The organism is Paenibacillus dendritiformis, assembly GCF_945605565.1.
In the GTDB taxonomy this organism is placed as follows: Bacteria; Bacillota; Bacilli; order Paenibacillales; family Paenibacillaceae; genus Paenibacillus_B; species Paenibacillus_B dendritiformis_A.
The window spans coordinates 2,410,001-2,436,892 of the sequence record NZ_OX216966.1 but is presented as its reverse complement, the minus strand read 5'-3'; the positions used below and the strand labels follow the sequence as shown (position 1 = coordinate 2,436,892).

General features: G+C 49.2%; 25 protein-coding genes, 11 tRNA genes, 2 rRNA genes and 2 pseudogenes (1 of these 40 running past the window's edge). 9 read left to right on the top strand and 31 right to left on the bottom strand.

Annotation, left to right across the window (positions count from 1 at the left end; genetic code table 11):
* Nucleotides 1–15 precede the first annotated feature (15 nt).
* From NNL35_RS30635 to NNL35_RS10620, 4 genes are all read right to left on the bottom strand, one after another.
* Complete coding sequence (locus tag NNL35_RS30635; protein WP_083835640.1) at nucleotides 16–219, bottom strand: PEP-utilizing enzyme; 204 nt, start codon at nucleotides 217–219, stop codon at nucleotides 16–18.
* A gap of 6 nt (nucleotides 220–225) precedes the next feature.
* The gene (locus tag NNL35_RS10630) at nucleotides 226–1,353 is read right to left on the bottom strand and encodes a PEP-utilizing enzyme (protein WP_006679734.1); all 1,128 of its coding nucleotides are present in this window, start codon (nucleotides 1,351–1,353) and stop codon (nucleotides 226–228) included.
* Nucleotides 1,350–1,637 (bottom strand): alpha/beta fold hydrolase, encoded by a 288-nt coding sequence (locus NNL35_RS10625; RefSeq protein ID WP_158000481.1) that lies wholly within the window; start codon nucleotides 1,635–1,637, stop codon nucleotides 1,350–1,352. Before NNL35_RS10625 ends, NNL35_RS10630 begins: the two co-directional genes overlap by 4 nt.
* Nucleotides 1,638–1,706: 69 nt before the next feature.
* Nucleotides 1,707–1,970, bottom strand: a complete 264-nt coding sequence (locus NNL35_RS10620) for an acetylxylan esterase (RefSeq protein WP_050979501.1) — start codon at nucleotides 1,968–1,970, stop codon at nucleotides 1,707–1,709.
* A 790-nt stretch (nucleotides 1,971–2,760) separates the two neighbouring features.
* Here NNL35_RS10620 and NNL35_RS10615 point away from each other — a divergent pair.
* Nucleotides 2,761–3,789: pseudogene (locus tag NNL35_RS10615) on the top strand (transposase); the annotation flags it as partial.
* Between the two features lie 155 nt (nucleotides 3,790–3,944).
* On the opposite strand, the gene NNL35_RS10610 reads toward NNL35_RS10615, so the two are convergent.
* The 5 genes from NNL35_RS10610 to NNL35_RS10590 form a co-directional block, all read right to left on the bottom strand.
* Entirely contained in the window at nucleotides 3,945–4,739 is a 795-nt protein-coding gene (locus NNL35_RS10610) for an SDR family NAD(P)-dependent oxidoreductase (RefSeq protein ID WP_006679414.1), read from the bottom strand.
* A 50-nt stretch (nucleotides 4,740–4,789) separates the two neighbouring features.
* Nucleotides 4,790–5,818 (bottom strand): helix-turn-helix transcriptional regulator, encoded by a 1,029-nt coding sequence (locus tag NNL35_RS10605; protein WP_006679415.1) that lies wholly within the window; start codon nucleotides 5,816–5,818, stop codon nucleotides 4,790–4,792.
* 347 nt (nucleotides 5,819–6,165) lie between these two features.
* Nucleotides 6,166–6,378 (bottom strand): hypothetical protein, encoded by a 213-nt coding sequence (locus NNL35_RS10600; RefSeq protein WP_050979493.1) that lies wholly within the window; start codon nucleotides 6,376–6,378, stop codon nucleotides 6,166–6,168.
* On the bottom strand, nucleotides 6,379–6,597 hold the full coding sequence (locus NNL35_RS10595; protein WP_006679417.1) for a hypothetical protein: 219 nt from the start codon (nucleotides 6,595–6,597) through the stop codon (nucleotides 6,379–6,381).
* Nucleotides 6,572–6,757, bottom strand: coding sequence for a hypothetical protein (locus NNL35_RS10590; RefSeq protein ID WP_254553328.1), 186 nt, complete (start codon nucleotides 6,755–6,757; stop codon nucleotides 6,572–6,574). The genes NNL35_RS10595 and NNL35_RS10590 overlap by 26 nt, the downstream gene beginning before the upstream one ends.
* 70 nt (nucleotides 6,758–6,827) lie before the next feature.
* Between NNL35_RS10590 and NNL35_RS10585 the strand changes: the two are divergent.
* Nucleotides 6,828–6,923, top strand: a pseudogene (locus NNL35_RS10585) (SDR family NAD(P)-dependent oxidoreductase); the annotation flags it as partial.
* Between the two features lie 170 nt (nucleotides 6,924–7,093).
* Here NNL35_RS10585 and NNL35_RS10580 read toward each other — a convergent pair.
* The 3 genes from NNL35_RS10580 to NNL35_RS10570 all read right to left on the bottom strand — a co-directional run bounded on the left by NNL35_RS10580 (nucleotide 7,094) and on the right by NNL35_RS10570 (nucleotide 9,959).
* Entirely contained in the window at nucleotides 7,094–8,308 is a 1,215-nt protein-coding gene (locus NNL35_RS10580; RefSeq protein ID WP_006679418.1) for an MFS transporter, read from the bottom strand.
* Nucleotides 8,309–8,441: 133 nt separating this feature from the next.
* Nucleotides 8,442–8,744 carry an ArsR/SmtB family transcription factor gene (locus NNL35_RS10575; RefSeq protein WP_006679419.1) on the bottom strand — a complete coding sequence of 101 codons (303 nt, stop codon included), beginning with the start codon at nucleotides 8,742–8,744 and terminating at the stop codon, nucleotides 8,442–8,444.
* 609 nt (nucleotides 8,745–9,353) lie between these two features.
* Complete coding sequence (locus NNL35_RS10570) at nucleotides 9,354–9,959, bottom strand: TetR/AcrR family transcriptional regulator (protein ID WP_006679420.1); 606 nt, start codon at nucleotides 9,957–9,959, stop codon at nucleotides 9,354–9,356.
* A 194-nt stretch (nucleotides 9,960–10,153) separates the two neighbouring features.
* Here NNL35_RS10570 and NNL35_RS10565 point away from each other — a divergent pair, with 194 nt between their 5' ends.
* The 6 genes from NNL35_RS10565 (at nucleotide 10,154) to NNL35_RS10540 (ending at nucleotide 14,570) form a co-directional block, all read left to right on the top strand.
* On the top strand, nucleotides 10,154–10,933 hold the full coding sequence (locus NNL35_RS10565) for a nuclear transport factor 2 family protein (protein WP_006679421.1): 780 nt from the start codon (nucleotides 10,154–10,156) through the stop codon (nucleotides 10,931–10,933).
* Nucleotides 10,934–11,190: 257 nt separating this feature from the next.
* Nucleotides 11,191–12,210: a YhgE/Pip domain-containing protein gene (locus NNL35_RS10560; RefSeq protein ID WP_006679422.1), complete on the top strand. Its 1,020-nt coding sequence runs from the start codon at nucleotides 11,191–11,193 to the stop codon at nucleotides 12,208–12,210.
* Between the two features lie 603 nt (nucleotides 12,211–12,813).
* Nucleotides 12,814–12,951 carry a hypothetical protein gene (locus tag NNL35_RS10555; RefSeq protein ID WP_158000478.1) on the top strand — a complete coding sequence of 46 codons (138 nt, stop codon included), beginning with the start codon at nucleotides 12,814–12,816 and terminating at the stop codon, nucleotides 12,949–12,951.
* 664 nt (nucleotides 12,952–13,615) lie between these two features.
* A complete protein-coding gene (locus tag NNL35_RS10550; RefSeq protein ID WP_006679424.1) occupies nucleotides 13,616–13,804 on the top strand; it encodes a hypothetical protein in 189 nt (62 codons plus the stop codon).
* Nucleotides 13,738–14,085, top strand: coding sequence for a tyrosine-type recombinase/integrase (locus NNL35_RS10545; RefSeq protein WP_167539918.1), 348 nt, complete (start codon nucleotides 13,738–13,740; stop codon nucleotides 14,083–14,085). The genes NNL35_RS10550 and NNL35_RS10545 overlap by 67 nt, the downstream gene beginning before the upstream one ends.
* Nucleotides 14,086–14,210: 125 nt before the next feature.
* Nucleotides 14,211–14,570, top strand: a complete 360-nt coding sequence (locus NNL35_RS10540; RefSeq protein ID WP_100226465.1) for a tyrosine-type recombinase/integrase — start codon at nucleotides 14,211–14,213, stop codon at nucleotides 14,568–14,570.
* On the opposite strand, the gene NNL35_RS10535 is transcribed toward NNL35_RS10540, so the two are convergent.
* The 5 genes from NNL35_RS10535 to NNL35_RS10515 all read right to left on the bottom strand — a co-directional run bounded on the left by NNL35_RS10535 (nucleotide 14,521) and on the right by NNL35_RS10515 (nucleotide 18,051).
* Nucleotides 14,521–14,602 (bottom strand) — tRNA-Leu (locus tag NNL35_RS10535). The two genes, NNL35_RS10540 and NNL35_RS10535, sit on opposite strands and share 50 nt — an antisense overlap.
* Before the next feature lie 13 nt (nucleotides 14,603–14,615).
* Nucleotides 14,616–14,692 (bottom strand) — tRNA-Arg (locus NNL35_RS10530).
* Between the two features lie 7 nt (nucleotides 14,693–14,699).
* Nucleotides 14,700–14,774: transfer RNA gene (locus NNL35_RS10525), tRNA-Gly, on the bottom strand.
* A 234-nt stretch (nucleotides 14,775–15,008) separates the two neighbouring features.
* Nucleotides 15,009–16,028 (bottom strand): asparaginase, encoded by a 1,020-nt coding sequence (locus NNL35_RS10520; protein WP_006679446.1) that lies wholly within the window; start codon nucleotides 16,026–16,028, stop codon nucleotides 15,009–15,011.
* Nucleotides 16,029–16,068: 40 nt separating this feature from the next.
* Nucleotides 16,069–18,051 carry an alpha-amylase family protein gene (locus NNL35_RS10515; RefSeq protein ID WP_006679445.1) on the bottom strand — a complete coding sequence of 661 codons (1,983 nt, stop codon included), beginning with the start codon at nucleotides 18,049–18,051 and terminating at the stop codon, nucleotides 16,069–16,071.
* Between the two features lie 116 nt (nucleotides 18,052–18,167).
* Here NNL35_RS10515 and NNL35_RS10510 point away from each other — a divergent pair, with 116 nt between their 5' ends.
* Entirely contained in the window at nucleotides 18,168–19,040 is an 873-nt protein-coding gene (locus NNL35_RS10510; RefSeq protein WP_006679444.1) for a helix-turn-helix domain-containing protein, read from the top strand.
* A gap of 60 nt (nucleotides 19,041–19,100) precedes the next feature.
* Here the strand turns inward: NNL35_RS10510 and NNL35_RS10505 are convergent, their stop codons facing one another.
* The 14 genes from NNL35_RS10505 to NNL35_RS10440 all read right to left on the bottom strand — a co-directional run.
* On the bottom strand, nucleotides 19,101–20,384 hold the full coding sequence (locus NNL35_RS10505; RefSeq protein ID WP_006679443.1) for an MFS transporter: 1,284 nt from the start codon (nucleotides 20,382–20,384) through the stop codon (nucleotides 19,101–19,103).
* Between the two features lie 55 nt (nucleotides 20,385–20,439).
* Entirely contained in the window at nucleotides 20,440–22,128 is a 1,689-nt protein-coding gene (locus NNL35_RS10500; RefSeq protein WP_006679442.1) for a ribulokinase, read from the bottom strand.
* 16 nt (nucleotides 22,129–22,144) lie between these two features.
* On the bottom strand, nucleotides 22,145–23,254 hold the full coding sequence (locus NNL35_RS10495) for an erythritol/L-threitol dehydrogenase (protein ID WP_006679441.1): 1,110 nt from the start codon (nucleotides 23,252–23,254) through the stop codon (nucleotides 22,145–22,147).
* A gap of 197 nt (nucleotides 23,255–23,451) precedes the next feature.
* Nucleotides 23,452–24,570, bottom strand: coding sequence for an ROK family transcriptional regulator (locus NNL35_RS10490; RefSeq protein WP_006679440.1), 1,119 nt, complete (start codon nucleotides 24,568–24,570; stop codon nucleotides 23,452–23,454).
* Between the two features lie 266 nt (nucleotides 24,571–24,836).
* Nucleotides 24,837–24,912, bottom strand: a tRNA-Lys gene (locus tag NNL35_RS10485).
* Between the two features lie 3 nt (nucleotides 24,913–24,915).
* Nucleotides 24,916–24,990 (bottom strand) — tRNA-Glu (locus NNL35_RS10480).
* 17 nt (nucleotides 24,991–25,007) lie between these two features.
* Nucleotides 25,008–25,084, bottom strand: a tRNA-Asp gene (locus NNL35_RS10475).
* A 56-nt stretch (nucleotides 25,085–25,140) separates the two neighbouring features.
* A tRNA-Met gene (locus NNL35_RS10470) sits at nucleotides 25,141–25,214 on the bottom strand.
* A gap of 6 nt (nucleotides 25,215–25,220) precedes the next feature.
* Nucleotides 25,221–25,296: transfer RNA gene (locus NNL35_RS10465), tRNA-Val, on the bottom strand.
* A gap of 12 nt (nucleotides 25,297–25,308) precedes the next feature.
* Nucleotides 25,309–25,383: transfer RNA gene (locus NNL35_RS10460), tRNA-Glu, on the bottom strand.
* A gap of 4 nt (nucleotides 25,384–25,387) precedes the next feature.
* A tRNA-Ser gene (locus NNL35_RS10455) sits at nucleotides 25,388–25,479 on the bottom strand.
* Between the two features lie 3 nt (nucleotides 25,480–25,482).
* Nucleotides 25,483–25,558: transfer RNA gene (locus NNL35_RS10450), tRNA-Asn, on the bottom strand.
* A gap of 49 nt (nucleotides 25,559–25,607) precedes the next feature.
* A 5S ribosomal RNA gene (rrf, locus tag NNL35_RS10445) occupies nucleotides 25,608–25,724 on the bottom strand.
* 60 nt (nucleotides 25,725–25,784) lie between these two features.
* Nucleotides 25,785–26,892: ribosomal RNA gene (locus NNL35_RS10440) — 23S ribosomal RNA — on the bottom strand; it runs 1,820 nt beyond the window's last position.

The following is a 26,892-nucleotide window of genomic DNA, read 5'->3' as shown; positions in this document are numbered from 1 at the left end:
TGATGCAACCACAATTCATGTGCTGGCTGCCAATTGATCCTTTAGCACCATCACCGTGCCTTTGAAGCCATCCACAATCACCCTGTCTCCATCTTTTAAGCAAGAGGTCGCTACCTTGGTTCCCAATACGGCCGGAATCCGATATTCCCGGGCAACAATAGCCGCGTGCGACAAAGGACCGCCGCTATCGGACACAACGGCGCTGGCAAGCAGGAACAAAGGCGTTCAGGCCGGATCCGTAAAGGAGCACACCAGTATATCTCCCTTCTCCAGCTTGCCGAATTCCGCAGCTCCGCTGATGACCTTCACATTACCTTCGGCCAGCCCGCCGCTGCCCGGCAGTCCCTTGATATGATCCTGATTTTGCCGCTCCAGTTCATGTTCATTCCCATTCCATACGGCGAGGGAGAATTCGCGATTTATTCGGCGCTCCCTAATTTTCTCGGCTGCATCCTCCATTCCGACTTCACTGCTAGAACGATCAAGCAATCGATATACCTCGGACAATTTCAAATAGAGAATGTCTTCCGGCGCAGTGAGGAAGCCTCTGTGCGTTAATCTATCCGCCGCTTCCCGCATCGCTTTGCGCAAGGCAACATAACATTCTTCAATTGCGTACAGCGTCCATTCCCTTCCCTTAAAGGCAGCGCGGAATTGTTCCAGCGTTCGGCTACACGAATCCGCCAAAAAGCGGGGAAGCCCCTTTCGAATCTCCTCTGTAAGATTATAAAATTGAAGATTGATGTCTTCCTGGCGTTTATCGAAGTTATGTATGTTTCCTGACCGGAGCATCGCAGCAATCGTCCCATATAAGGAACTGACGTTCTCCGACCAGGAAGCCTCATTGGAAAATGGCATATACGCTTTCATCGTCCGAGCCCCGTGTTCTTGAAGAAATGCTTCGACTTCCTTGAGAAATGCTTGTCCTTCAGACTCCAGCTCTAATCTGTGCTGCACTTCCCCCGCTGGGCATTCGAGAAAGACGGCTCGGAGTACAGGATTCAAGTCAGCGGATGCAGCCAGAGCGTTGAGCGCTTTTTCGATAACCGCCGTTTTATAATCCAGATTCGATAACAGCTCATATTCGCTTACCGGCCGTTTTAAGCGCGACATGCGAATCAGCAGCTTCAGCTTGAATCCGAACAGTACCATCGGAAACACATAGATATGGAATCGAATTTTCCCATAATTTTCACTAATCTCTACAATACTCTCAATTTGCTGAGCGAGCTCCCTATCGTTAAGGCCGCTTACCTGCACGTTCATTAGCTGCCGCAGGCGCTTGGCATTGCTCTGACCGGAAATGCTCATCCCGATCAGAATCCCTGCGAATGTCAGCCATCTTTTTCTCATGACATCACCTTTTCGCTCCCCGGTATTCCGTTCAGCTTCGTGACGATAGGCTGAACCACTTGCGGCAAGCATTCATTTAAAATGAGATGCACATTCTCGTCGAACAGGATCATTTCCTTATAGGGGGCCTTGATCATATGGAATATGCTTCGAGTATATTCCTCCGGGAACAACGGATCCCCCTTGGCGGCCAGCACATAAACCGGGCACTTGATGCTTCCGTCCCGAAGGGAGCTCAGATCGGCGCTGAAAAGACTGGCCAAAAAATAGAGCGGATAACTCATGAACCCATAGGGATCGTCGTAAAATTGCTGAATGATGGCTTTGTTCTTCGATACTTTATGTAAATCAAGTTACAAGCTGACCGGAATGGGCAGTGCGGGCCATACTTTAGCAAGACATTTCACCGCCGAAATGACAAATGAATACCCGTGCTTCAGAAATTGCGGGAACCGGGTAACGATGATCGATTCAGGCACGTCCGGAATGAGAATATTATGGGGAAACGCCGCTTGTATCCGCTCATCCTTGCCTGCCAGAGCTATTGCTACAATCCCCCCTTGGCTGGAGCCCATGACAATGACGCGTTCGTTAAAGTTCTGGATGGCATAGGACACTGCGTCCTTCCCATTTTGCACAAGCTCCTCAAAGCTGAAAATTTCTTCACGCGCGGACTTTTCCCATGACAGACCGGATGAACGCCGATAAAATTATATTGATGTTGAGCCAAGGAACTCAAAAACTCCGCATAAAATAACGGATGGGCTACGGTCCCTGGAAAGAAGATGATACATGGGCAATGTCATTAAGATAAGGCGCGGAAACCATAATCAAGCACAAGAGCAGGTTATCGAAAAGATAGCCCGCTCTTTTTTTTGTTTCAAAAGAAAATCAAGACTTAACAGGTAGATGGATATGTGTGGCGAAGACCCTTGAAACACGAGGAGGCCACGTCCATGAATGAGTATGCGAATTCACTAAAAAAACGCTGACATCCCTCATACGAGAAATGTCAGCCGAACCAGCACCTTATGTCAAAAATCCTGACAAAGACTTTACCCGAAAGAAAAAGCTTTCTTTTGAAACGGTGATGCAACTCCTTATCTCCATGGGAGGGAACAGCCTATATAAGGAACTTTTAGAATCACAAGGCTATGACGTAAACACCGCAACCATTCTGCTATTGTCCAACAGCAGAATAAAATTCTGCCGTCTGCTTTGGAATTCTTGTTTCACGAGTTTACGCAATCGGTTACGGATATCAAGGACTACCGAGGTTATCGATTACTTGCCATTGACGGTTCGGATTTACATATCGCCACAGACGCTGCGGATACGGACACCTATTTTCAAAGTCAACCGAACACGAAAGGTTATAATTTCTGCATTTGAAACGCAGCCTATGACCTCTGCAACAGACTGTACGTGGATGCCCTTGTTCACCCACGAAGGTTATCCAATGAGGGAAGGGCGCTGGCGACCATGGCCGACCGTTCCCCGATCAAGGGAAAAACCATTGTGATTGCCGATAGAGGTTATGAAAGTTACAACAATTTTGCGCATCTTGAACGCAAAGGGTGGAACTATGTCATACGGGTAAAGGATTTGACTTCCAATGGTATTCTTTCGGGATTGCATTTACCCGTTGACGGAGAGTTTGATGGGGACATTCATCTGACACTCACCAAAAAACAAACCAAAGCGGTCAAGGCTAATCCCGAGATTTACAAGTTCGTTCCTTCCACGTCAACCTTTGATTTTTTGGATTTGCATGAGAACTTGTTTTACCCGATTTCCTTTCGGGTTGTTCGTTTCGTCCTGCCGAGTGGCGCTTTTGAGACCGTCATTACGAATCTTTCTGCCGCTGATTTCTCACCCGATGAAATCAAGTCTATGTATAACAGGCGATGGGGCATTGAAACTTCGTTCCGGGCATTAAAGTACACCGTCGGTCTGACGAATTTTCACGCAAAGAGACGAGAGTCCATCACCCAAGAGATTTTCGCAAGAATGATCCTGTACAATTTCGCTGAAATGATGGCCTCGCACGTCGTCATTTCCCAAATGGATAAACGGCACCCATACCAAGTCAACTTCACGGTTGCCGTTCACGTTTGTAGACATTTCCTGCGCTCACGGCACGATGAACCCCCGCCGGATGTTGAAGCACTGATCCGCAAAAACATTTTGCCGATTCGACCCGTTCGCCCAGGGCAGCAGAATACGCGCAAAATACGCTACAAATCAGTTGTTAGCTTCGTCTATAGAGTAGCATCATTCGTTTCATATGAACATTTTTTTAAGCGGATCTTCCGTCCGCTTTGTTTGCTGTACGCTTTTTCCTTGCTTGTATACAAAAAAGAAACGGCAGAGGATTTTTTCCCATGCCGTTTCAGATTCCTATGTTTTCGGCTCTTGTCTTTGAGCTTAACTTAATGACATTGAGGGAGCTCTCTGTCTTTTTCTGATCAGCACGTTAATGTCACATGTATTGAGCTATACTGCCCAATTGTTTAACGAGGGTGCCGATCTATTTCGCGGCAACCACGTGATGTTTTAATGAAACTAACGTTTCCTGTTAGAGCAAAAAATTAAAATATTGTCGGTACCATTCCCCCATCTATGCGGATCGGTGATCCTTTGAAGGCGGAGGCCATCGGGCTGCAAATGAAAGCAGTCAATCGGCCGATCTCCACAGGTCTGATAAACCGTTGGATTTCGGATTGAGGCAGATTCTTCGTCATAAAGTCTTTCTCTTTAGCCTCGAAGGTCATCTCTTCGTTCGAATAAATGCTTTCGATGATCTGCTGCACGTTCTCGGAGAGGGTCGGTCCCGGCAGGATCGTGTTCACTGTAACTTCGGCGCCGCGGGTCAACTTGGACAAGCTTTTGGACAATGACAACAGCATGGATTTGGTCACACCGTATTGAGGCATCTGTCCGGAAGGCATGACGGCTTCCTCACTCGCGATGAAGATAATACGGCCGTATTCGCGACTCAGCATGGAAGGCAAATAAAACTTGGTTAAGTCGTTGGCGGCGAGAAAGTTCGTGCGGAAGTACTTCTCCCATACGGCATCGTCTACGTCGTCATAGGACATGATCTCATAGATGCCCATGCTATTGACGAGGATATCGATGTGGGGGAAATTCGCGAATAAAGCTTCTCTTTGTCGCGAATCGACGAGATCGGCCGTTGCATTTCGAGGTTCCGTTTCCGGGAACGCCCCCTGGATCTCAGCTACCGTGCGCTCTACGTCATCGTTGTTCCGACCATTTATGAGAACATGAACGCCTTCCCTGGCAAGTTCAAGAGCAATCGCTTTTCCTATGCCTTTAGTTGATCCCGTTACTAAAGCCGTCTTATTCTTCAAACCCATATCCATCTGCCTGCACTCCTTATGTCTAGGATAGGGATCATGATACATCGTTTCGCCTACTCGGTAACTAGCACGGAACGCCAATTCTCTTGCGCGACGCGCCAATTGGCGGGAGTCTCCCCTTTCCATGAGCGGAACGCGCGATAAAACGAATTATGGTCCTTGTAGCCGACGAGAAAAGCGACCTCTTTGATCTCCAGCGCAGGGTCTGCCAAGTAAGCGACGGCCATCTCCCGCCTAGTTTTCGCCAGCAACTGCTTAAAGCTTGCGCCTTCTTCCGTCAGCCTGCGCTGCAAGGTGCGCTCGCTCATCCCCAACTCAGAGGCTACGGTTTGAATGTTGATTCGCCCTCGAGTTAGGCATCGGGTCAAGATCGACTGCACCTTAGCGCTCACGGTGAGCTGGCTCTGTCGTTCTTCCAGCGTACGATCCAAGGCGGGAGTCAGAATCTCGAGAAGTTCTTCGTTGTACGACGTGAAGGGGCGGTCCAGATCGTCGCGATTCAGCATTAGCCGATTGCGTCCCGTCCCCATCCGAATGCGGCAACCGAAATAACTTTCAAGGGTTTGAACGTCTCCCATGGGGTTTATGAATTCGACGGAATGTGCCTTCAGATGACGGCCGGTTCCCCGGCGCCCGAACTCCAGCAGGTAGGCGAGCGTAATGCCGACAAGCACCTGCGGTCCGGGTAGCTCGGCATGCTGCCACTCCAATTCAATAGAGCATTGCTCGCCTTCTTCCTGAATCCTCAAGTTTTCCGGAGGGCACATTTGCTTATAGCGCGCCATTCGGTTCAGCGCGTCCCGGTAGTCGCGAGCGTGAAAGGTCGCCAAAGCAGCCGGCGGATACTGAGCTGTCTCGTACGCGGTCGCAAGCTTAACAATTCCTGTAGCGATGTCCCCGACTAGTTCGGAATAGGCTTGCCAGATCGAATAATATTGTGCGGTCGTGACTAACGGTCCGGTGATGACGGTTAGCGGTAGACGTGCTTGGCGTGCTACATCAATGGGTTCTACCCCTATCCCCCTCAGGCTAGTCCAGAAACCTGGCGCGATTTTGATACGGTCTGCGGAAGGAGTGTTCATGGCTGTCGACCTCCAATGACAAAGTCCAATTGCATTAATCCACGGAGCCCGCGGACCATTGATTCTTCTGATTATAGCCTAACCAGGCGGGGTGAGCCACCCGGTTAATTAATTTGCGATGGCCTCATCTGCGCTATCGTTCTCCGTTAGAGCGCAATGATCTGGCTATTTTAAATGATACGGTACATTGAAAACCGAAATTAAGAAGTCGCTGCCAGGTATTCGGGAGATCGAACGAAAAATAGAGATGAGTTCCTATGAGGAAACGGAAGTGGCCAAAGGCTACATTGCGGCACTCGCTCACTACTTCTGGAAGATGGAAATCCTCCGTTCGACTTACATCCTCTTTAGTTAGTAGCTGGGGCTGGGCCAGCACCTTCTGTTGGAGGTGTGTTTTGCATTTTTTCCTTTTCTTTCTCGATTTCTTCCTTCTTCAGAGGTGCGCCAACCTTATCAAAATCGTCTTGTGCATACAGTTCTACCGTAAATCCATTGTTCTCCCAAATCACAATCCCGTTTGCGAAGTAAACCGTGGTTCCCTTGATCACTTCTTTTTTCACTTAGCCTGTGGTACCGATGCCGTTTTCGCCCCCCTTGGAAATTAGGAAGTTAACGGTTTGCTCACCTTTATTGAACTGAACTTTTGCCATGTTATTGCCATGAATGACTGTGTTGACGTACTTGTAATCTGCCAGCCAAGATGGGGCTGGGAAGTTTAGCCCTAATACGGCACGAGCCTCTTCCACAGTCAGATTAGGACGTTCCTGCAACTGAAGCATCGCCCCCTGCTTGTTCAGATGCGCTATTATCTACAGTCGGCTCCTTGTCGTATTGGACGATTTGCATATTTCCCACCTGAAAACGTGCCAGAATGGTTTCTATCATATTTTTTGCAAAAGAGGGAGTCTTGAAAGTACCTGTCAAGATAGCAACAGCCATAGCACTTACGATTACAGTTTTCCATGTATTTTTTTCATCACGATCTCATCCCTTTTCATAAAATTTGGTGGGGCACATTATTAACATATCTTCTTTAATGGGACATAAAGTAATCCCGAGTACTGCGGTTTATAGCGCAACAAAATTTGCAGTTAGGGCAATTTCGTCGTAAGCCGGCCACTTGGGTCGGATTCTACATTATCCTGCCCGTTAGTTTAACAACCTGACCTTTGTCTATGATTCGGGTCTCCTCGTGTCATTTAGTGGTAATGCATCATCTTCCGAAATCCAGAAGATGATGCATTTTAGTCGTTTGCAATCCGGTTCAACTCCAATTCATTTAATGGATGCCTTTTTAGACTTCATCCCAGGAAGCTCTCCGGCACCTTGACTGCCGGCACTCATTCGCATCTTCAAGAACGACACCACCACGATCGCAATAGCGACTCCAACCATCCCGACCCATGTAATCGATGACAGGGACACCCGGTCGACCATGACGCCTCCGATTCCAGCACCCGCAGCCATGGACAATTGCATCATGGATTGGTTCAGGCTCAGCATGATTCCAGAATAATTCGGTTCAATCCGAACCAGATTGAATTGTTGCGTTGGACCGGAGGACCAAGCCGCAAACGACCACAAGATCAGGAGGATGACAATCGGCTGCCACGAGTGCGTAGAGGTAACGGTTATAGAGAGGAGAAGCAGCGCTGTAGCGTGCAAGAGCATTCCCCCGGACAAGGTCGGGAATACCCCCCATTTATCTGTGCTGAATCCGCCGAATTTGGATCCGACCAGGCTAGCGATGCCGAACGCCAACAGCACTCCGCTCAGCATTCCTTCTTTCAATCCGGCAACATCAAGTAGATACGGTGAAATGTAGGTATAGGCGATCGAGTATCCGCCGAGCCAGAAAAAGGTAATCGCAAGCCCTAGCGCTACGTTTCCGTTTTTCAAGAAGGCAAGTTGCTTGGACAACGGAATCGGTTTATCCCCTTGAACTCGAGGGATGATGGCATACAGAACGAACATAGCCACCAGACCGGCCAGTGCCAATATACCAAAAACGGATTTCCATCCAAATTGGGCTGCAACGATACGTCCAAGAGGCACGCCGATAATCAAGGAAGCCGTAAAGCCCATCACCACGGTAGCAATCGCGCTGGCTTGTTTGTTTGGGGCGGCGATTTTCGCGGCGATGTCCAAAGCGGTTACCACGACCATTCCCGCGCCTAGAGCCATGATGACGCGAGCTGCGAGAAACGATGAATAGCCAGGCAAAACGTAAGACAGAATATTCCCAATTACGAAGATACCCAGCGCCCAAACCAGCAGTTTTTGTCTTTCCACCTTAGCAGTCAACGCCATGAGGATCGGGGTGCTAATGGCGTACACGAAGGAAAAAATCGTGACCAACTGCCCCGCAAAAGTAACGGAAATACCCATTGTATCCGATACCTTATCCAAGATGCCGGAAATAACGTACTCGGATGTACCCACCAAAAAAGTAACCAAAGCCAAAAAATAGACTCTCCACGTGTTAGACAATACGTTCACTTCTCCTTTTTTTGTTGTTTTAATAGTTCCCGATATGAGGATTCTTTAATAAATTTACATATCACGATATGTCAATTTGTTAGGCCGAAAAAAAACTGAATACGTTTGAGGTATTCAGTTCAGATTAGAGTTTCTGATTTAAGAAAGCAGCTAATTCGCTTATTTTCTCTTCGTTTCGCTTGTAGTACGTATATTTGCCGATCCGCTCGGTTCGAATCAGTCCGGCCCGTTGTAGAATGGACAAATACTGCGAAGCCGTCGACTGTGTCATGTTCAACTTATCCGTCACTTGACTGACACACACCCCGATTTCCCTCATATCCACTCCTTCATGGGGCACAAAATGTTTTTCGGGCTCCTTAAGCCACTGTAAAATCTGTAACCTCGACTCGTTAGACAACGCCTTGAACACTTCAATTGGCTCCATGCCCCTTATTATATCTATATTTTTCGATATGTCAATAACATGTTGTTCTTGATATTAACTAGACTTCCTCCAAACATCTCGTAAGCATATGATTGAAATCCAAAACTCCGTGTGATTCAAAATAGTCAAGACCGCTTGATTAAAAATAACTGCCAGATAGTTCAGTGAAGTAACAGTAATTCTATTTTACCTCATTTAAATAAATAGCAACAATTTTTACGAAAACAGCGTTATTTTTTGGAGAAATGCTTTGCATATGGAAAACGTGAGATATTACCAACTAACTTCAGAGGAATGGATTCGTTTATTCTGCTTAGTAATAAGAGCGTTAATGAATGTATAGAAAGCATTCCTCTTTAGAGTAACATGAATACATCTGTCAATGCAGCTTCAGGCAAATATGTCTGGTATTGCTTTTTTTGTGCACCCTGAATAGATAATCATTTCATTCAGGGAATAGCCTCGAAAATCACAAGTTCCGAATACTCACCGTTTTCGGATGTTTTTATGAAACTCAAATTGGATAGATAGTAAGATAGAGATTTCAATGTTTCTATGCAGTAATAATATACCTGCTTAGTACCTGTGCTCCTTCTACCCTCGCTAATTTTATTCCTCAACGGTGATGCCTGCAGCTCTTAAATGCCCGTGGGCAACGATTCTACTAAACTGAGATGAAACTTCATCTGCAGGAAGGGGTTTATCGTTTTTAATCCACCAAATTACAATCCCCATGAAAGACGATCCGAGGTACTCAAGCAGCAATTCCTTGGATATCGCTAATGGGGAGTTTCCCTGAGCAGGTTTCCACCCCTCAATTAATTTATCTTTAATGATATTCTCCATTTTCGCTTGAAACTGATAGATTCTATTCTCTTCAATCAACATGGAATGGTAAAAGGTTATATTTAGGGAAATATGTTCCAGTATAGTTTGCATGACTGTTTCGAGTAGAGAAATACTGAAAGGATTCATGCTGATGGGACAAAGAACGACCGCATCCTTTAATTCGCTCAACAATTCATTCATACACGTATCTAATAAATCAGGCTTATTTTGGTAGTGGAGATAAAAAGTGTTTCGATTGATCATAGCCCTATCGGCAATATCCTGGATCGTTATCGCTTCATATCCCTTTTCCTGAATAAGCTCATAAAACGCCTTTCGAATCGATTGTTTCGTGCGCAGTATTCTTAGGTCCGTTTTCTTGTTCATTGTTTTCGTTCCCCCTAAATTTATTTAGAGTCGTTAAGCGACAAAGTTTTATGAGTTGTCTGTTATCCTTCAAAACTAAAAATATTGAATATTGAGCGTTATATTAACCTCTATTATAATGAGCAACAGATAAATAAACAACAAATTGTTCATTATTTATCTAATGACTAAAAAACTCTAAGGAGGATTTTCCAATGACATTCAACCATCAAAATGAGCTTGTTCGTAAGGCAGTCGCTGTGCTGGAAAGTTTTGGGAGCGGCAACCCCGAAGCGATTACGGCTTACGTTCATCCAGATCAATATATTCAGCACAACCAGGCTTTACCAGATGGTCGTGAAGCCATGCTTGGTGCACTTGATCATTTAAAGGAAATTGGTACAAAGGTAAGCATTAAGCGAACTTTAGTCGACGGAGATTATGTAGCTCTTCATTCTGTATATGATTTTCACGGCCCTAAAGCCGTTTTTGATATCTTCCGTTTTGAGAATGGACTAATCGTCGAGCATTGGGACAACTTGCAGGAGATGGAGGATAAGACACCAAGCAATCATACGATGATTGACGGACCGGTCACGATTGAGGATATCAACAAGACGGATGCCAACAAAGTATTTGTCAAAAGCTATGTTGAGAACATCTTGCTTGGGAAGAACCCTGACCTGCTTGCCTCTTACTTTGATGGAGATAACTACATTCAGCATAGTCCACACATTGCAGACGGCCTTTCCGGTCTTCACGCTGCTTTGCAGGCTCTGAAGGAGAGAAATATTGAGTTTCAATATACTCATGTACATCAAATAATCGGACAAGGCAATTTTGTTCTTACAGTGAGTGAAGGTCTATTTGATGGTCAACATACTGCTTTCTATGATTTGTTCCGCGTAGAGGATGAAAAGATCGCTGAGCATTGGGACGTAATCGAGGCCATATTGCCGGCAGAAAAACGAAAAAATTCGAACAGTAGATTTTGATGTTTGTGTAGCTGAATCGCAAGAAAGACATCGCCGAATTTATTTACGGTGATGTCTTTCGCTTGACGAATCAACTTGAGTGATCATTTTTTGTAATCAAATGGATACAGAAGCGTTGTTGCAGCAACGCTATTTTTGTTCATTGCAATGAAGTGCCCGTGTGGTACGGCCATATTATATCGTGAACCTTCACAAATGAACATTGCGGTTGATAATCAACAATATGTTCATTATAAAGAGACGAGGAGTAGAGGATCATGAAAATACTGACACAAAAAATGATGTGGCTGGGAATGGTGCTCGTCCTGATCGTGTTGACCGTATTCGGGGTAGCGATGATGGGATCGGTGCTTGGATCGAAGCCAAAGGAGCTCCCTGTTGCCCTCGTTATCCTTGACCAGCCGGCGGATCTGAGCAGCGGTTTACTTTCGTTAGCAACTCACTCGCCGATTCACCCTGATGTGAAAATCATCTCCAACGAGGGTATGAACACCCAAGCCTCGACGGTCGTAAGACAGGCAATGGGGCAAGCGATGAAAATAATCAACGGGGAACTGTTGCAGCAGCTGCTTGGGCAGATCGGACAGCAAACGGAGCAAATTACGGTTGAAACGGCTAAAGCTTTAATGACACCAGTGAACGTTCAGGAGGAAGTCGTGCATCCACCGGGAGTGAATAATGCGTCGGGGAATGCGCCGGGTTTGTTTACCCAGATTATATGGATCGGCAGCATGGTGACCGGAGTAGTCTTGTTCCTGGCTAGCCAGAAGGCGGTCGCCGCGGGTTCAAGGAGATGGACAGTCAGCGCGCTGCAAGCTATCGGGGGACTTGCGATCGTCGGCATAGCCTCGTGCTTCACCATATGGATGGCTTCGTCGTGGTACGGCATGGAACTGGCGAACGCGGGGGAGACCTGGTTGTTCTTATGGTTGGCCGGATGGGCGTTCTTCTTGTTGCAATCTTCCTTGCTGAATTGGATCGGATTCCGGGCAATACCGCTGCTCGTACTGCTGATGTTCTTCTCCATGCCGCTGCTGAACATGGCTCCGGAGTTCTTGTCGCAGACGACGCGAGATTGGATTTATTCGTGGACGCCGCTGCGGTTCGCGGCAGGAGGGCTACGGGAAGTAATGTACTTCGGCGGACTGGACGCAGTTGGCTCAAACGCCTTGATTTTATGGGGCGTCGCCGGTGGATTTTTGGTCTTGCTGCTCACTTCCGGATTTAAGGCCGATCGAGCGACAGATGCCGCCCCTACTTCTGTTACAGGCGATTAAAATAAAGTAAGAACAATCAACGTTGCGTTGTCGGTATTTGGTTTGAATAGTGTGGTTCGATAGGTTTTTTGGACGAAATCATGTGCACGAGATTAGCCCGGTCGTTTCCTTAAGAGGGAGTGGCAGGGATTCGACTCTTTTAGGTTGAAATTCGCTCAACGTACAAAATTTCCGAAATGCTGACGGTACCCCATTTATCCAGTTTATTGATGGACTAGAACAAGCAGGAATGAAATTAGAGGCCATCGCCGTTGTTGCATGTGTGGAGGAGCCAAGCCATAGGGTGCGCCATAACTTTTCAGCGATTTATTGCTTGAGAACGATCGACAAACACCATCTACGGCAAGCAGAACAGTGGTAGGTCTGCCAGGCGACGATCCCACACATAGGATAATGATACTTACGGTTTGAACGCTTCACAGCATTGACCCGTCGCGCCATCAGCATGGGGCGGGGTGAAATTCCCATGGGGGCGGAACCGCCGCTCGTTCAGGTCATCGTTTTAATATAACTCGGGAAGACGCCGCGCTGAAATTACTGTCCAAGGACAGGCCAACCATACCGCGCGGCTACTTCCCCTTTTACGAAGCGGAGGTTCTACTAATGGATGGAAATGAAGGAGCCTTACAGAATATGAAAGTTGAGCGTTGGAAAAATGGAGCCTGCCTTGGTTATGTTATTCAAGCAATGGAAAATCTCGATTATGAGCCGAACAAAGTACGTTCTTTTTGTGCCTGTTAAGTAGCAGGAAGCGACGATAGCGGATGCGCCAAGACAATCTATGACATGATTCGAGCGATTCTTTTCCGCTTTTAATCAGCCTGTGGTGGGCTGATCGCCATGACCCGCAAGAGGTATGATGATACTTCTGCCTGGCCAGCATCACTGCATTGGGGGCAGCCCGCTCGGATGAGGGGGGGAGCTTTGATAAAGAAGCTATGTGTGGGCTAACCATCCGCAGCTTGGAACGCATTCTTTTGTTATACATATCCCTAATCCTTGTATTTGAAGAGAGGTGTACGTTTATGTATGACTCTGGTATTGCACCCGACACATTAAACGCTTATTCACACATCTTTCAAAAGTATCCGGACGTAGTCAATGTCGTACAAATGTGTGAAATGCTTGGAGGAATTAGTACAAAGACGGGATATGAGCTTTTACAGGCCAACAAGATCAACCACTTCAGAATTGGCAAAGCGTATAAAATTCCCAAAATGCATGTTATTGCTTATCTTCACGATATAATGACTCATCAACCGCCCCCTTATTGTAATGCTTTAGGAAAAAAGGTCATTTTTACATTGATCTAAATTATAAGGATGAGGAGGGAAAGCGGAAGAGTAAATGGATTGCTACGGCCTTGCCCGTCAAAGGAAACAAGAAAAGAGCGGAGTCCTTACTAATGGATACCCGCAAAAACTTTGAATTTAAACCAAATGAACAAACCGAAAAAGTACAAGAAAAACAAAGTAAAGAAGAGAACTTGGATGTTGACCAGACCTTATTTTCGGATTACATGCTGGATTGGCTGGAAACGGTGAAGCAGAGGATCGAGCTCATCACATTCAGGATTTTTACAGTCATGCCTTAAATGATTGGGGTGTAAGTGCCAACACGGTTATTCATTATCATGCCAATATTCGTTCGGCACTTCAACAAGCTTATATCACAGAGCGCATCACTTCCAATCCTGCTGACAAGATCATTCGTCCGAAGAAGGAAGCGTTTGTAGGCAGTTCATACAGTGCCTCAGAAGTTAATCAACTTTTAGAAATTGTGAAGGGCACCAAGATTGAACTGGCTGTAATCCTGGGAGCATTTTATGGATTAAGGCGTAGTGAAGTGGTTGGTCTAAAATGGTCTGTCATTTAATCTGGTCAATAAAACGATCACGATCAAACATACCGTCACTTCTGGTTCACTGAATGGGAAGCTGATCACGATTGAAAAGGATCGAACAAAGAACAAATCAAGTCTCCGTACTATGCCTCTTGTAGATGCCTTTTATGACTTATACTGCAAATGAAGGAGCAGCAGGAAACAAGCATCTCTTTAAGGATTCGTACTATAAAGATTACATTGGTTATATTTATGTGGATGTTATGGGGGATCGAATTAAGCCTAACTATATCACTCAACATTTTGCCCTTGTACTAAAGAAGAACAGCATGCAACACATACGTTTTCATGATCTTCGCCATAGCTGCGCCACTCTGCTTTTGAGCAATGGCGTCAGCATGAAAGAAGTGCAAGAGTGGTTAGGTCATAGTATTAGAATTATATCTAATGAACTGTTGGTTGTTAATGTGGTGCCGGTGAGAGGACTCGAACCTCCACGGTTTCCCTCACGATTTTGAGTCGCGCGCGTCTGCCATTCCGCCACACCGGCCTATGAAGTTATCTGGCGCGCCCTGAGAGATTCGAACTCCCGACCTTTTGATTCGTAGTCAAACGCTCTATCCGGCTGAGCTAAGGGCGCATTCTTCTGGAGCGGACAACGGGATTCGAACCCGCGACCCTCGCCTTGGCAAGGCGATACTCTACCACTGAGCTATGTCCGCGCATCGGCTAATCCAGCCTGTCCATCGTCATTCCATGGCTTGCCCTGAGAGCATGCTTCAAGAAGGACATTTATTAATATAACAGACCACATATTGAAAATCAATTCTTTTTTGATGAAAAACGATGTTTTTTTCTTAGCTTTCCGTACTTCAATATACGAACAAGAATGGAAAAAACCGCCTTGTCTTCAGGTTATCCCTTCAGGCAAGACGGTATAGACTTATACTTTCTTCTTATTTTGTAACCCACTGCAATTTGAACTTCGCTTCCCGCATGCCGACGACCCGGCCATTGTCATTCTTCGTCTCTGGCGGACTGAGCTGCCGCAGACGCTCGATCGTCTCCGCGTTCGGATATTGAATCTCCTTCAAAATATGGGCCACGATGAGCGGCCATTGATCTTCGGATCCGTCCATCACCTTGAAGGCGATCCCCATGCGCTCTTTCCGCAAGCCGAAGCAGTAGATCCCTTTGGCGCCGCCTTTGGCGACGATGTTGTCGTCCTGCAGAAGCGTCGGGCAAATGAGCTGCGTACCGGATACGTAGAACGGGTAGCGGTTCATCAACGTCGTCAGGCGGATGACGGCCGCTCGGACCGTCTCATCCGGAATCAGATCCGGACAAGCAAGCCGCAAGTACAGCGTCGCAATATTGCGAATCGGCAGCGCATAGACCGGGAAGCCGCAGCCGTCCGTCCCCAGCCGGATCTTCTCGACAGGCACATCCGAGAGCGCGGACATCAGAGACAGCACCTGCTGCTGAACCGGATGGTCCGGCTCGGCATAGTTGTCCGTCGGCCAGCCCTTCATTTTGCAGAGCCCCAGCACCCCGAGATGCTTGCCCGAGCAATTGTGGTAGATGGAGCGCGCAGGCTCGCCATGGGCGATCAGCTCGTCGCGGGCCGCTCCGTTCAGCGGATACGTCGGCTTGCATACGAACTGAGTCTCCGAGATGCCGGTTTTGCGCATGAACGATTCCAGCGCTTCGACGTGGAATTTTTGCGCCCGATGAGATGCCGTCATAAGCACGATCTCCTCGTCGCTCAACCCGTAATGCTCCGGCACTCCCGCCATGAGGGCAGGCAGCGCCTGAACCGGCTTCGAAGACGATCGCATGAAGCTCACATAGTTCTCGTCCCCCACCGTGAACAGCGTCTCCCCATGCTCGTTCACGCCGGCCATATGGCCGGTGTACGCGCATTCCAACCAATTGCCGCGATACTCTTCTACTAACACTTTACCCAAGTCTACCAAGTTGGTTCCTCCTCATAACTCCCGGATGTCTGTCCTGCTGCTACTCATTATACTCTACGACGACCATTTGGTGGCATTCCAATTGAGGTACAGTAAATTGCACATCGCCCCCGGATGCCTTGAACCCGATATCGGTCATTTGCGGAGCCAGATAGACCCGCTTCACTTCCGTCACTGGCAGCCGAAGCTGCACCTCGACCTGTTGGAGCGGAATCATATCTTCAATGATTTCGACCCGTTCGCCGCGCTTCACGGGGGAAGCATACAGCAAGTGATTGATATAGCGGCGCTCCGCTGCTTGGTGCTGGAGCGTCGTCACGCCCTGGGCAGGCAGCGTCGTCTTCAACGTGACCTGATCGCCGAGCAGCCGGCGAAGCGCGAACAGAACCGTTTCCTTCAATATGAGACTGCCCTTCGTCGCATAATCTTCAAACACGTTCCAGGCGATATAAATCCCTTTCGTGGATTCGACCATGCCCGGTCCGCCATCCTCCCCGGAACTCGGCGCATGCTGATGGGAGCAGAAGCGGAACGCCTGGCGGTTGAAGTACGGATCCTCTCTTCTTCCGAGCTCGGTGCCGTCCGTCAGCTCGATGCGACGGCCTTCTCCGTACATGATATACGCCGCTTCTCCGAGATTGGCCATTCCATCGCAGAGCGGACGGAAATAATCCGGACGGAACGGATTCGGCCCGATATCGGTGAAGCCGAGAGGCAGCATCTGCCGGGTTAGTTCGACATTCAGGCCAGAACGCCCGGACGCCAGCACTTTGCCCCCTGCAGCCAGGAACGCTTCCACCTTCGGCTCAATCGTATCCTTCATCACGATCGAATCCGGGAGAATGAGCACCTTATAGCCGCTCCAGTCGCTTTCGAGGTCTACGATATCGAACAAGATTTTGCCTTCCAGCAGCATGCGGACCGCGCCCATATCGACTTTGCCGGAATACATGGCTCCGCTTTCCTGCTGCACGCCGGCGGCCTCTACCGTAAGCAGGGCGACATCGGCATGGTTGACGGCGTTCACGCACCATGCTTCCTTGGCCTTCACTTCCGCGTACGCCTTCCCGATCAGCTCATATGTCGCCCGGTCCATCTGTCCGCCAGGATGGAGCTGGTCTCCGATCGAGCAGCGGGCGCCGTTCGCCAGGCTCAGCGCCGTCTCATAGCGCAAGGCGTTCGGATGCTTGTAACCGCCGAATTCGCCCCAGAAGGTATGGAACTTCCCGGTCATGCCAAGGAAGTTGAAGCCGGTTGGCTGCGCGTAGCGGGCAGACAGCGGGAAATGATCATACCCCCACCCGCCGGTCGGCAGCGACTCCAGCTCAAGATGAGAGTTCATGCCCATCAGATCGCGGCGCCCCTGATGAATATGGCCCGCGTTATGGAACACCGGCAAGCCCGGCTTGATCGCGTCGATCGCTTCCCGGATGCGCGCCGTGTAGTTCGCGTAAATGCGGCGACCGTTCGCGATCACATCTTCCTTGTTATGCGGATCCAGACCGTCCGCCTCCATTTGCTTCAGACAGGTCGTGCAGTAGCACGTCCGCTCGCCAACAATGTCGAGGAAAATGCCGTCGCCGTCATACTTGCGCACCACTTCCTGCACCTGCTCAATAACCAGATCAAGATATGGCGTATTCAGACAAAATTGATGATATCCCGGCTTCATGAAAGAGTCGACCCAGTTCATCCGGTCCGCCTCGTCCCGCATCAGCCATTGCGGCTTCTCCCACGCGAGCTTCTCATCGAAGCCGACAGACACATAAATTGGCACCTTGACGCCGATTTCGTGCGCCGCTTCGATCTGAGCGCCGAGCAGGTCAAAATCAAGCCCTGGATGAATTTCATTCGTTTCCGAAGGGAAGTAAGCCCAGCCGTGATGGCATTTGGCGAACACGGTTATCGAGTCCACATGTCCCAGCTGCAGCATTTCTTGAAAATTCTTTTTAGAAAATTTTCTCCCGATATCAGAAATATGCTCCGAAGTATGGAAATCGAGGTGAACCTGTCTGTAGCGCATAATATCCTCCTATACATGACATTTTCTTGAGATCATTGTATCATCTACGTAGGCGTACGTATTTAAGACAGGTTCCTGTCATTTATACAAAATTCCGATCATATGGAGGAAGAACGATGAAACCGCTCAGTGAGGTAAAGCCCCATATCCGTGCGGCGCATATGTACAACTATCGCGGGGCTCCCGAGGAGCAGCGGCGCAGAGGTTACAGCTATGCCTTCCATCTCTTCACGGAAGGCCATGGACATATGATTGTCAATGAACAGGTCTACCCCGTGGCGAGCGGCAGCCTGATTTTCGTACGACCGGGAGAAGGACATTATTTCGTCCCGGCCCCGGAAGACACGATGGATGCCTGCAATATTTACTGCGACCTGTGGTGCGTGCCCCAGCCCAAGCAGCCGACCTTCGCTTATCAATGGGATGACTATGATCCCCGGTGGCTTACGGAACAAATGCCCTGTCCCGAATTGGATGCGCTGCCGACAAGCATGTCGCTGCGGCCTTACCCGCATCTGATCGAGCTGATCAAGCAGACGCTGGCTGCGTTCAACCGTTCCGGCAAATATACGGCTCAAGCGGTCTCCGCCTGTTTTTATTCCTGGATATTGCAATGGCATGAAGCAGGCAGCCTGACCCAGACGGCAGATTACCGGATTACCCGCATCTTGGAGCAGATGGAGGCGTATCCGGAGCAGCGGTTCTCCGTAGATTACTGGTGCAGCGAGTGCGGATTGGAGAAGTCGCAATTCTATCGGCTGTTCAAGCAGGAGACCGGCATGTCTCCCAAAGAGTACGCCCTGCAGGCTCGCATGAAAAAAGCGGCCGTCCTGTTGATGGAAAGCCGCCAATCGATTACCGAAATCGCGCTTATGCTCGGATACGATTCCATACATTATTTCTCCAACCAATTCTCCTCCGTCTACGGAATCAGCCCGTCGTCCTACCGGATGGGCAAAGGTTATCAGAAGCTGGATCGCTGGTCATAGTCGTCAAAGCAGCCCTCCTCCAAAAGGAGAAGAGCTGCTTTTTTGGATTGCCAACCCGGACTACGTAGCGCTTGCCATTTCGCTGTTTAGGTTCGGATCCGTCTTCGTCTTTTTCTCATCCGGAAGCGTCACAAAGATCATCATAATGCCAGCCGCGATGAACAGGCCTGCAAAGAGCCATGTGACTCCGGCGTAACCAAGACTTCCAATGAACAAGGCAACAAGAGCCGGACCTACGAAAGCGCTTAAACCTGCTCCCAAGTTCAAGATGGACATCGCCGCGCCTTTTTCCCCTTTTACGAGAGATGGCGCTATGGCCGATAATGGTACGAAGCCGGCGAGGCATCCTCCCCATAAAATTCCGATAACTTGCGTCAGCATGACGTTGCCGGCTGCAAGCTGAGGAACATAAAACAGCAATATCGTAAAGAACGCCGAACCTGCGCAACCGAACCACATCACCGTATTTCTCCAGCCGAACTTGTCGCCAACAATGCCGAATATGAGGTTGAACGCAATGTTGCCAATGAAAATCATCGCCCACAGATGGAGCCAGGACGAAATGCTGATTCCTTGGCTTTCCATGTAGAGGGGCATGTACACAGGGAAGCCGAATTGCGCTGCCGTATTAATCATTCGGACGAGGCCGACCAACACAATTTTGGGTTCTTTTTTGACAATCGCCAAGCCTGTGACGATCTCTTTCAATTTACTTCCGTGCTGTTCCGCTTTGGCCTTATCGATCTTGCCGCCACGGTTGATGACAAGCGCGAATAGCGCCCCGAGCAATACCCATACAAGCGCGCTCCACAACGTATTGATATGCCCCAAATGCTTCAGCGCCCAGGTGGAATAATACGCGCCAAGCACATTCATGCCTCCGGTAAAAACGAACCAGAACCAGCCGACAGCCGTTCCCAGCTTTTTTTGCGGCGTCTGATAAGCAATCCACACGAGAAAAGAGTAAGCAAACAAAGGATAACCGAGACCTTTAAACGCATACGTCGGCAGCATCGTCGCAAAAGAAAGTTGAGTAATCCCTAATCCAATAAAACCGACGGAGCCGAGTATATACAGGATTAAGCCGGTCAGCATCGCTTTTTTCGGCCCCATCGCATCAACGAACAAGCCGGACAGGAAAGAAGACAATGCAATCGTAACCCCGTATACCGTAAATAAAATGCCTGATTGCTGTACGCTAAGCCCCTGCTCCACCAGATAAGGACTTAACCAGCCTTGCTCCAGTCCATCCCCCATCATAAAAATAAGAACGCCAAGATAGCCCCAGGCAAGGGATGCAGGAATGCCTACTTTGTCCAGAAAATTCGACCCCTTCAAGTGCATCACTTCTTTCCTATTATCATTTTCTTATTGCTCGTGCTGCATCTTTTTCCGATATTCAAGGCTTGCCCGCATTTCCCCTCGCGACTTCCAATTTAATCGCTTTCAATCGTTTGATTGGACTGTTTTCATTGCGGCCAAAGTAGTCGTGCAGCTCCACATACTGGGCATAGAGCTGATTATAAATGTCCCGATGATCGCCGTTCGGCACATACGTCTTTTTGATGCCTCCGCCCATGGCTTGTCCGGCCTGCTGGATGGAGTCATAGCCACCATTTTGGCTGCCGGCCGCCACCGCTCCCAGCATCGCCGCTCCCATCGCCGTCCCTTGTTGGGTCGCCGCGACATCAATCGGCATACCGATAATATCCGCGAAGGTCTGCATAATGAACGGGCTTTTTTCCGCAATGCCGCCCGTCGCCACGATTTGCCGTATCGGAACGCCATGCTGCACGAAGTTCTCAATAATCATGCGTTTGCCAAAAGCGACAGCTTCGACAAGCGCCTTGTACATTTCTTCCGCCGTGGTTGCGGTCGTCATTCCGAACATGGAGCCTGTCAGATCGGCATCGACCAGCACGGAACGGTTCCCGTTCCACCAATCGAGAGCGAGTAAGCCGCTGGCTCCCGGCTTGATTTGCGCCGCTTTCTCATTCAGGAGCCCAAGCACTTTTTTGTTCGCCGCTCTCGCCTCAAGCTCCACTCGCTCCGGCACGCAATGGTTGGCGAACCAGGAGAAATGATCGCCCAGACAGGACTGTCCGGCTTCATAGCCATAGAACCCCGGCAAAATGCCGTCCTCGCAAAGACCGCTGATGCCTGGCACCTTCACCGCCGTCTCGCTGACCAACATATCGCAGCCGGATGTCCCCATCACCATCAGCAAAATATCTGGAGTCGTAATCCCGCAGCCGATGACGGCGGAATGAGCGTCGCCTATCCCTACAGCTACGGCAGTGCCTGGCGCCAAGCCGGTCCATGTAGCGCTGTCCTCGGTGATGGTCCCTGCCTTGGTGCCAACCGGATAGATGGTTCGCGCCATTTTGTCATCAACGACATGTTCCAGTCTTGGATCGAGCGCTTTGAAAAAGGCTTTCGAAGGATAGCCGTGCTGCTTATGCCATATTGCCTTATATCCTGCGGTGCAGCTGTTTCGTTTTTCTTCGCCCGTAAGCTGAAGCGTGATCCAATCGGCCAGCTCCATAAATCGATCGGCAGCTTCGTAAATTTCAGGCGCTTCATTTAAGATTTGCCATATTTTTGGAAACATCCACTCCGACGATATTTTACCGCCGTAATAGTCTAGAAAGGCTTCGCCCCGCGATGCTGCGATCTCATTCAGCCTGTTGGCCTCCTCCGCAGCCGCATGATGCTTCCACAGCTTCACATAAGCATGCGGATTCCTCTTATAGGCATCCAGCACGCATAGAGGCGTTCCATCCGATTTGACAGGCAGCATCGTACATTCCGTAAAATCGGTTCCCACCCCGATAATCTGCTGCGGGTCGACGCCAGTCGTTGTCAAAATCTCCGCCAGCGTTTTGGAAGCGCACTCGATATAGTCCAACGGATGCTGCAGCGCCCAATCCGGTCCCAGCCTCGTTACCCCATCAGGCAAGGTTTGTTCCATCACGCCATGGGGATACTCCATCTCGGCAACGGCCCGAATCTCGCCTGTGGCCGCATTCACGAGTATCGTGCGGGCGCTCAATGTGCCGAAATCGATTCCTACCACATATTTTTCCATCCTAATTCACCCTTCGTCAGAACGTGATTGCCACCTTGAAATCGCCATGCTTGCCGGACGCGTATTCGAATGCTTCTTCCCATTGCTCGATCGGAAACTTGCGGGTAACGATGCCGTTCGTTTTCAGATTGCCGTTTGCCATATTTTCAATGACGAACGGGAAGCAATATGGACTTAAATGAGCTCCCAATACATCCAATTCTTTGCGGTCGCCAATGATGGACCAATCGACGGTCGTAGGCTCGCCGAACACGCTGAACTCCACGAAGCGGCCAAGCTTTCTTATCATGCTTAATCCTTGCGTCACGCTGGAAGGATGCCCGGTCGCCTCGATATAAATGTCGCAACCATATCCGTCCGTCATATCCATAATCGTTTGGACAACATCCGTTTCTTTCGGATTCAAAACGATATCGGCGCCAAACTCCTTCGCTTTTTCAAGCCGATTTTCAATCAAGTCCAGCACAATCAATGTTTTCGGATTTTTCATGCGCGCATACGTAATCATTCCTAAGCCAAGCGGACCTGCCCCGGAAATGACAACGATATCCTCGCACCCGATTTGCGCCCGATCGACCGCATGCTTCGAGCAAGCATAAGGCTCAATCAATAACGCAGACGCCAGGTCCATATCGGCAGGCACTTTGTGAACGACAGCCGTCTTCGGATAGCGGACATATTCAGCCATTCCACCGTTGTTCTCCCCTTGGAACCCGAAAATATTATGGGGCTGGCACATCCAATAGTCGCCTTGCTTGCAAAATCTGCATTCCCGGCATGGCACAATCTGATCCGCCGTGACCCGATCGCCTACTGCGAAATCGGTTACATTTTCTCCAACTTCCACAATCGTTCCCAGAAATTCATGGCCGGGAATAAAGGGAGGCTTGACCCATTCCGGTTGCGTCTCGTCGCCCCAGAACATGGCTGCTCCATGCAGACATTTCAAATCCCCTGCACAAATGCCGCATGCCTCGGTTTGAATGATGATATCGTCCGGACCGCATTCGGGCGTAGGGTAGTTCGCTTCAAAGCGATAATCATTTTTCCCATACGCTACAAGCGCTTTCATCGTTGCCGGCACATTTCTCTTCGAGGCTTCCAAGCTAGAGGACAGTTGATTCATTATGCATCCACCCTTCGATAATAAATACGTTTTATTAAAGTGTTTTATAAAACTACTTAACGTAAGAATAGCCCCTCTCGGCTGCCTTGTCAATATGTAAAAAGATACAGTACAAAAAAACGCATGGAGCTGACGGAAAAGGAACTGATGATTCCTCCTGCCTAACCCCATGCGTCATGATGCAAGCTTCGTTTATTTTAGATTTGATTGATAAACTGATCGATAAACGGCAGAGCCGCCCCGGCCGCGATCGCTTCCGTTTTATAGTTGCATATGCGCAGAAAGTCAGCATGATCTTCAAACGTATTTCTTGCGGCGACCAGCTTTTTCAATGTATCGATATGCTCCTCCATGTACGCACCAACATAACCGCCCAGGATAATATCACAGTCAAATAGCATGCGAATATTGTTAATCGCGATCGACAGATGCCGCAAATATTTCTCCCACAACTTCAGCTTCTCCGGATCCCCTTGCTTGACCTGTTCAAAAAATTGAGCTAAACTTCCCTCCGCCGCATCGGACAATAAGGATGCGGAACAATAAGCTTCCAGACAGCCTTTTTGCCCGCAATAACAAGGCAGTCCGTCCGGGATAATCGTAATATGCCCGATTTCGCCGCTCTTCTGATTTTCTCCCGCAAAGACTTTGTCGCGGATATAGACAGCTCCCCCGATATTGTTGCTTAACGAAATATAGAATGCATTTTTCGTGTCCGGAGTTGCCCATATTTCCGAAAATCCCGCTGCGTTCGCATCATTCACCAGTATAGCTGGATAGGGAATGTACTGGGCGAACCGCTCCAGCGTTTCCCCGGTAAAATTAAGAATTTTCCCATAAAAAACAGTCTGGTGGTCTTCCGTGATCAAGCCAGGCACACCGATGCCGACGCCCAATATTTTGGACTCGTCTATATTCAAATCCTTGATACTCTCTTGAATGACATCCCCTAATAGACGAAAATACGGATCCGAAGCCTCAAATTTCTGTCTTCTGCGGTTAATATTGATAATCTCCCCATTTAAGTCGACGACCACGGTGGTAATATGATTTCTCGTAATGTCCAAGCCAATGGCGACCTTGGCATCGCTTATATAGGAAAAGAGTTGCGCGTTCCGTCCCCCGGTATTTCCGATGGTGCCGGTATTCGCAATCAACTTTTGTTTCAGCAAATAATTCAAGTTTTGCGTAACGGTCGGAAGACTGATTTGTAAATGCTGCACAATATCCTGCTTCGATAAATGCTGTTTTTGCCGCAGCAGCTTATAAATTCGATTTCGATTGAACTCTTTAATATTAACGGTTTTTTCCTCCATTGCGACGATCCCACCTTATTGAAACCCTTTTATAAAAGCAGTTAATTAGCGATTTGCATTAATCATAATGCCTTTATGCAAAAACATCAATAGGGTGGACTGGCGAGCGTATGCAGAACCGGAATAAGTAACGGCAATGAGGGGGAACATAGCTTCAGAAGCTTCCGGGCGAGGGGGTTCTATCTGAGGCTGCTCCTCGATGACATAATATCACGCCAGAATAACAAAAAAGCCTGCACGACAGCGCAGACTCGTTGAATGCATACTGGTGAGCCATGAAGGACTCGAACCTTCGACACCCTGATTAAAAGTCAGGTGCTCTACCAACTGAGCTAATGGCTCGCATGGTGACCCGTACGGGATTCGAACCCGTGTTACCGCCGTGAAAGGGCGGTGTCTTAACCGCTTGACCAACGGGCCCCAGCATTTTGTAATAATGGCGGAGCTGACGGGATTCGAACCCGCGTTCTCCTGCGTGACAGGCAGGCATGTTAGGCCTCTACACCACAGCTCCATGTGCTATTCATCTTCCGCATCGAAATTATGTATCAACGCGCGATGGAAAAAGTATTGCGGGGACAGGATTTGAACCTGCGACCTTCGGGTTATGAGCCCGACGAGCTACCGAACTGCTCCACCCCGCGATAATATGGTGGACACTAACGGGTTCGAACCGCTGACCCCCACCCTGTCAAGATGGTGCTCTCCCAACTGAGCTAAGTGTCCATATAAATGTAATGGTGACCCGTACGGGATTCGAACCCGTGTTACCGCCGTGAAAGGGCGGTGTCTTAACCGCTTGACCAACGGGCCACGCTGGCGGAGAGAGAGGGATTTGAACCCTCGAGACGCTTGTGACGCCTACACGATTTCCAATCGTGCTCCTTCGGCCAGCTCGGACATCTCTCCGTGTGGCTCCCCGAACAGGACTCGAACCTGTGACAACTCGGTTAACAGCCGAGTGCTCTACCGACTGAGCTATCAGGGAATGTAACGAATCTCCCGGACTTCACCGGAGACCGATATGTAAAGCCTCTGCTTGGCAGCGTCCTACTCTCCCAGGACCCTGCGGTCCAAGTACCATCGGCGCTGGAGGGCTTAACGGTCGTGTTCGGGATGGGTACGCGTGGAACCCCTCCGCTATCGCCACCAAACAGATAAGGTGTTGTACCTTAAAAACTGAATGCGAAAGCAAATCATCAAATCATCTTACTTAGGATAAGCCCTCGACCGATTAGTATTGGTCAGCTCCATGCATTGCTGCACTTCCACCTCCAACCTATCTACCTCGTCGTCTTCAAGGGGTCTTACCAATGTGGGAAATCTCATCTTGAGGGGGGCTTCACGCTTAGATGCTTTCAGCGCTTATCCCTTCCGCACTTGGCTACCCAGCTATGCCTCTGGCGAGACAACTGGTACACCAGCGGTACGTCCATCCCGGTCCTCTCGTACTAAGGACAGCTCCTCTCAAATTTCCTACGCCCGCGACAGATAGGGACCGAACTGTCTCACGACGTTCTGAACCCAGCTCGCGTACCGCTTTAATGGGCGAACAGCCCAACCCTTGGGACCTACTTCAGCCCCAGGATGCGATGAGCCGACATCGAGGTGCCAAACCTCCCCGTCGATGTGGACTCTTGGGGGAGATAAGCCTGTTATCCCCAGGGTAGCTTTTATCCGTTGAGCGATGGCCCTTCCATGCGGTACCACCGGATCACTAAGCCCGACTTTCGTCCCTGCTCGACTTGTAGGTCTCGCAGTCAAGCTCCCTTCTGCCTTTGCACTCTTCGAATGATTTCCAACCATTCTGAGGGAACCTTGGGGCGCCTCCGTTACTCTTTAGGAGGCGACCGCCCCAGTCAAACTGCCCGCCTGACACTGTCCCCGAACCGGTTCCACGGTCCCAGGTTAGAACTCCGATACGATCAGGGTGGTATCCCAACGGCGCCTCCACCGAAGCTGGCGCTCCGGCTTCCCAGGCTCCCACCTATCCTGTACAGACCGTACCAAAGTCCAATATCAAGCTGCAGTAAAGCTCCATGGGGTCTTTCCGTCTTGTCGCGGGTAACCTGCATCTTCACAGGTATTAAAATTTCACCGGATCTCTCGTTGAGACAGCGCCCAAGTCGTTACGCCATTCGTGCGGGTCAGAATTTACCTGACAAGGAATTTCGCTACCTTAGGACCGTTATAGTTACGGCCGCCGTTTACTGGGGCTTCGGTTCATAGCTTCGCCTTACGGCTAACCACTCCCCTTAACCTTCCAGCACCGGGCAGGCGTCAGCCCGTATACTTCGCCTTACGGCTTCGCACAGACCTGTG

What these genes read in the sequence shown, in the direction of transcription:
- NNL35_RS10565 (WP_006679421.1), top strand. Translation starts at nt 10,154, where the DNA reads ATGACATTCAACCATCAAAATGAGCTTGTTCGTAAGGCAGTCGCTGTG.
- NNL35_RS10575 (WP_006679419.1), bottom strand. Translation starts at nt 8,744, where the DNA reads ATGGAGCCAATTGAAGTGTTCAAGGCGTTGTCTAACGAGTCGAGGTTA.
- NNL35_RS10570 (WP_006679420.1), bottom strand. Translation starts at nt 9,959, where the DNA reads ATGAACAAGAAAACGGACCTAAGAATACTGCGCACGAAACAATCGATT.
- NNL35_RS10630 (WP_006679734.1), bottom strand. Translation starts at nt 1,353, where the DNA reads ATGAGAAAAAGATGGCTGACATTCGCAGGGATTCTGATCGGGATGAGC.
- NNL35_RS10550 (WP_006679424.1), top strand. Translation starts at nt 13,616, where the DNA reads ATGGATACCCGCAAAAACTTTGAATTTAAACCAAATGAACAAACCGAA.
- NNL35_RS10560 (WP_006679422.1), top strand. Translation starts at nt 11,191, where the DNA reads ATGAAAATACTGACACAAAAAATGATGTGGCTGGGAATGGTGCTCGTC.
- NNL35_RS10495 (WP_006679441.1), bottom strand. Translation starts at nt 23,254, where the DNA reads ATGAATCAACTGTCCTCTAGCTTGGAAGCCTCGAAGAGAAATGTGCCG.
- NNL35_RS10490 (WP_006679440.1), bottom strand. Translation starts at nt 24,570, where the DNA reads ATGGAGGAAAAAACCGTTAATATTAAAGAGTTCAATCGAAATCGAATT.
- NNL35_RS10590 (WP_254553328.1), bottom strand. Translation starts at nt 6,757, where the DNA reads ATGGCTGTTGCTATCTTGACAGGTACTTTCAAGACTCCCTCTTTTGCA.
- NNL35_RS10605 (WP_006679415.1), bottom strand. Translation starts at nt 5,818, where the DNA reads ATGAACACTCCTTCCGCAGACCGTATCAAAATCGCGCCAGGTTTCTGG.
- NNL35_RS10510 (WP_006679444.1), top strand. Translation starts at nt 18,168, where the DNA reads ATGAAACCGCTCAGTGAGGTAAAGCCCCATATCCGTGCGGCGCATATG.
- NNL35_RS10505 (WP_006679443.1), bottom strand. Translation starts at nt 20,384, where the DNA reads ATGCACTTGAAGGGGTCGAATTTTCTGGACAAAGTAGGCATTCCTGCA.
- NNL35_RS10610 (WP_006679414.1), bottom strand. Translation starts at nt 4,739, where the DNA reads ATGGATATGGGTTTGAAGAATAAGACGGCTTTAGTAACGGGATCAACT.
- NNL35_RS10515 (WP_006679445.1), bottom strand. Translation starts at nt 18,051, where the DNA reads ATGCGCTACAGACAGGTTCACCTCGATTTCCATACTTCGGAGCATATT.
- NNL35_RS10595 (WP_006679417.1), bottom strand. Translation starts at nt 6,597, where the DNA reads ATGCTTCAGTTGCAGGAACGTCCTAATCTGACTGTGGAAGAGGCTCGT.
- NNL35_RS10555 (WP_158000478.1), top strand. Translation starts at nt 12,814, where the DNA reads ATGGATGGAAATGAAGGAGCCTTACAGAATATGAAAGTTGAGCGTTGG.
- NNL35_RS10500 (WP_006679442.1), bottom strand. Translation starts at nt 22,128, where the DNA reads ATGGAAAAATATGTGGTAGGAATCGATTTCGGCACATTGAGCGCCCGC.
- NNL35_RS10625 (WP_158000481.1), bottom strand. Translation starts at nt 1,637, where the DNA reads ATGAGTTATCCGCTCTATTTTTTGGCCAGTCTTTTCAGCGCCGATCTG.
- NNL35_RS10540 (WP_100226465.1), top strand. Translation starts at nt 14,211, where the DNA reads ATGCCTTTTATGACTTATACTGCAAATGAAGGAGCAGCAGGAAACAAG.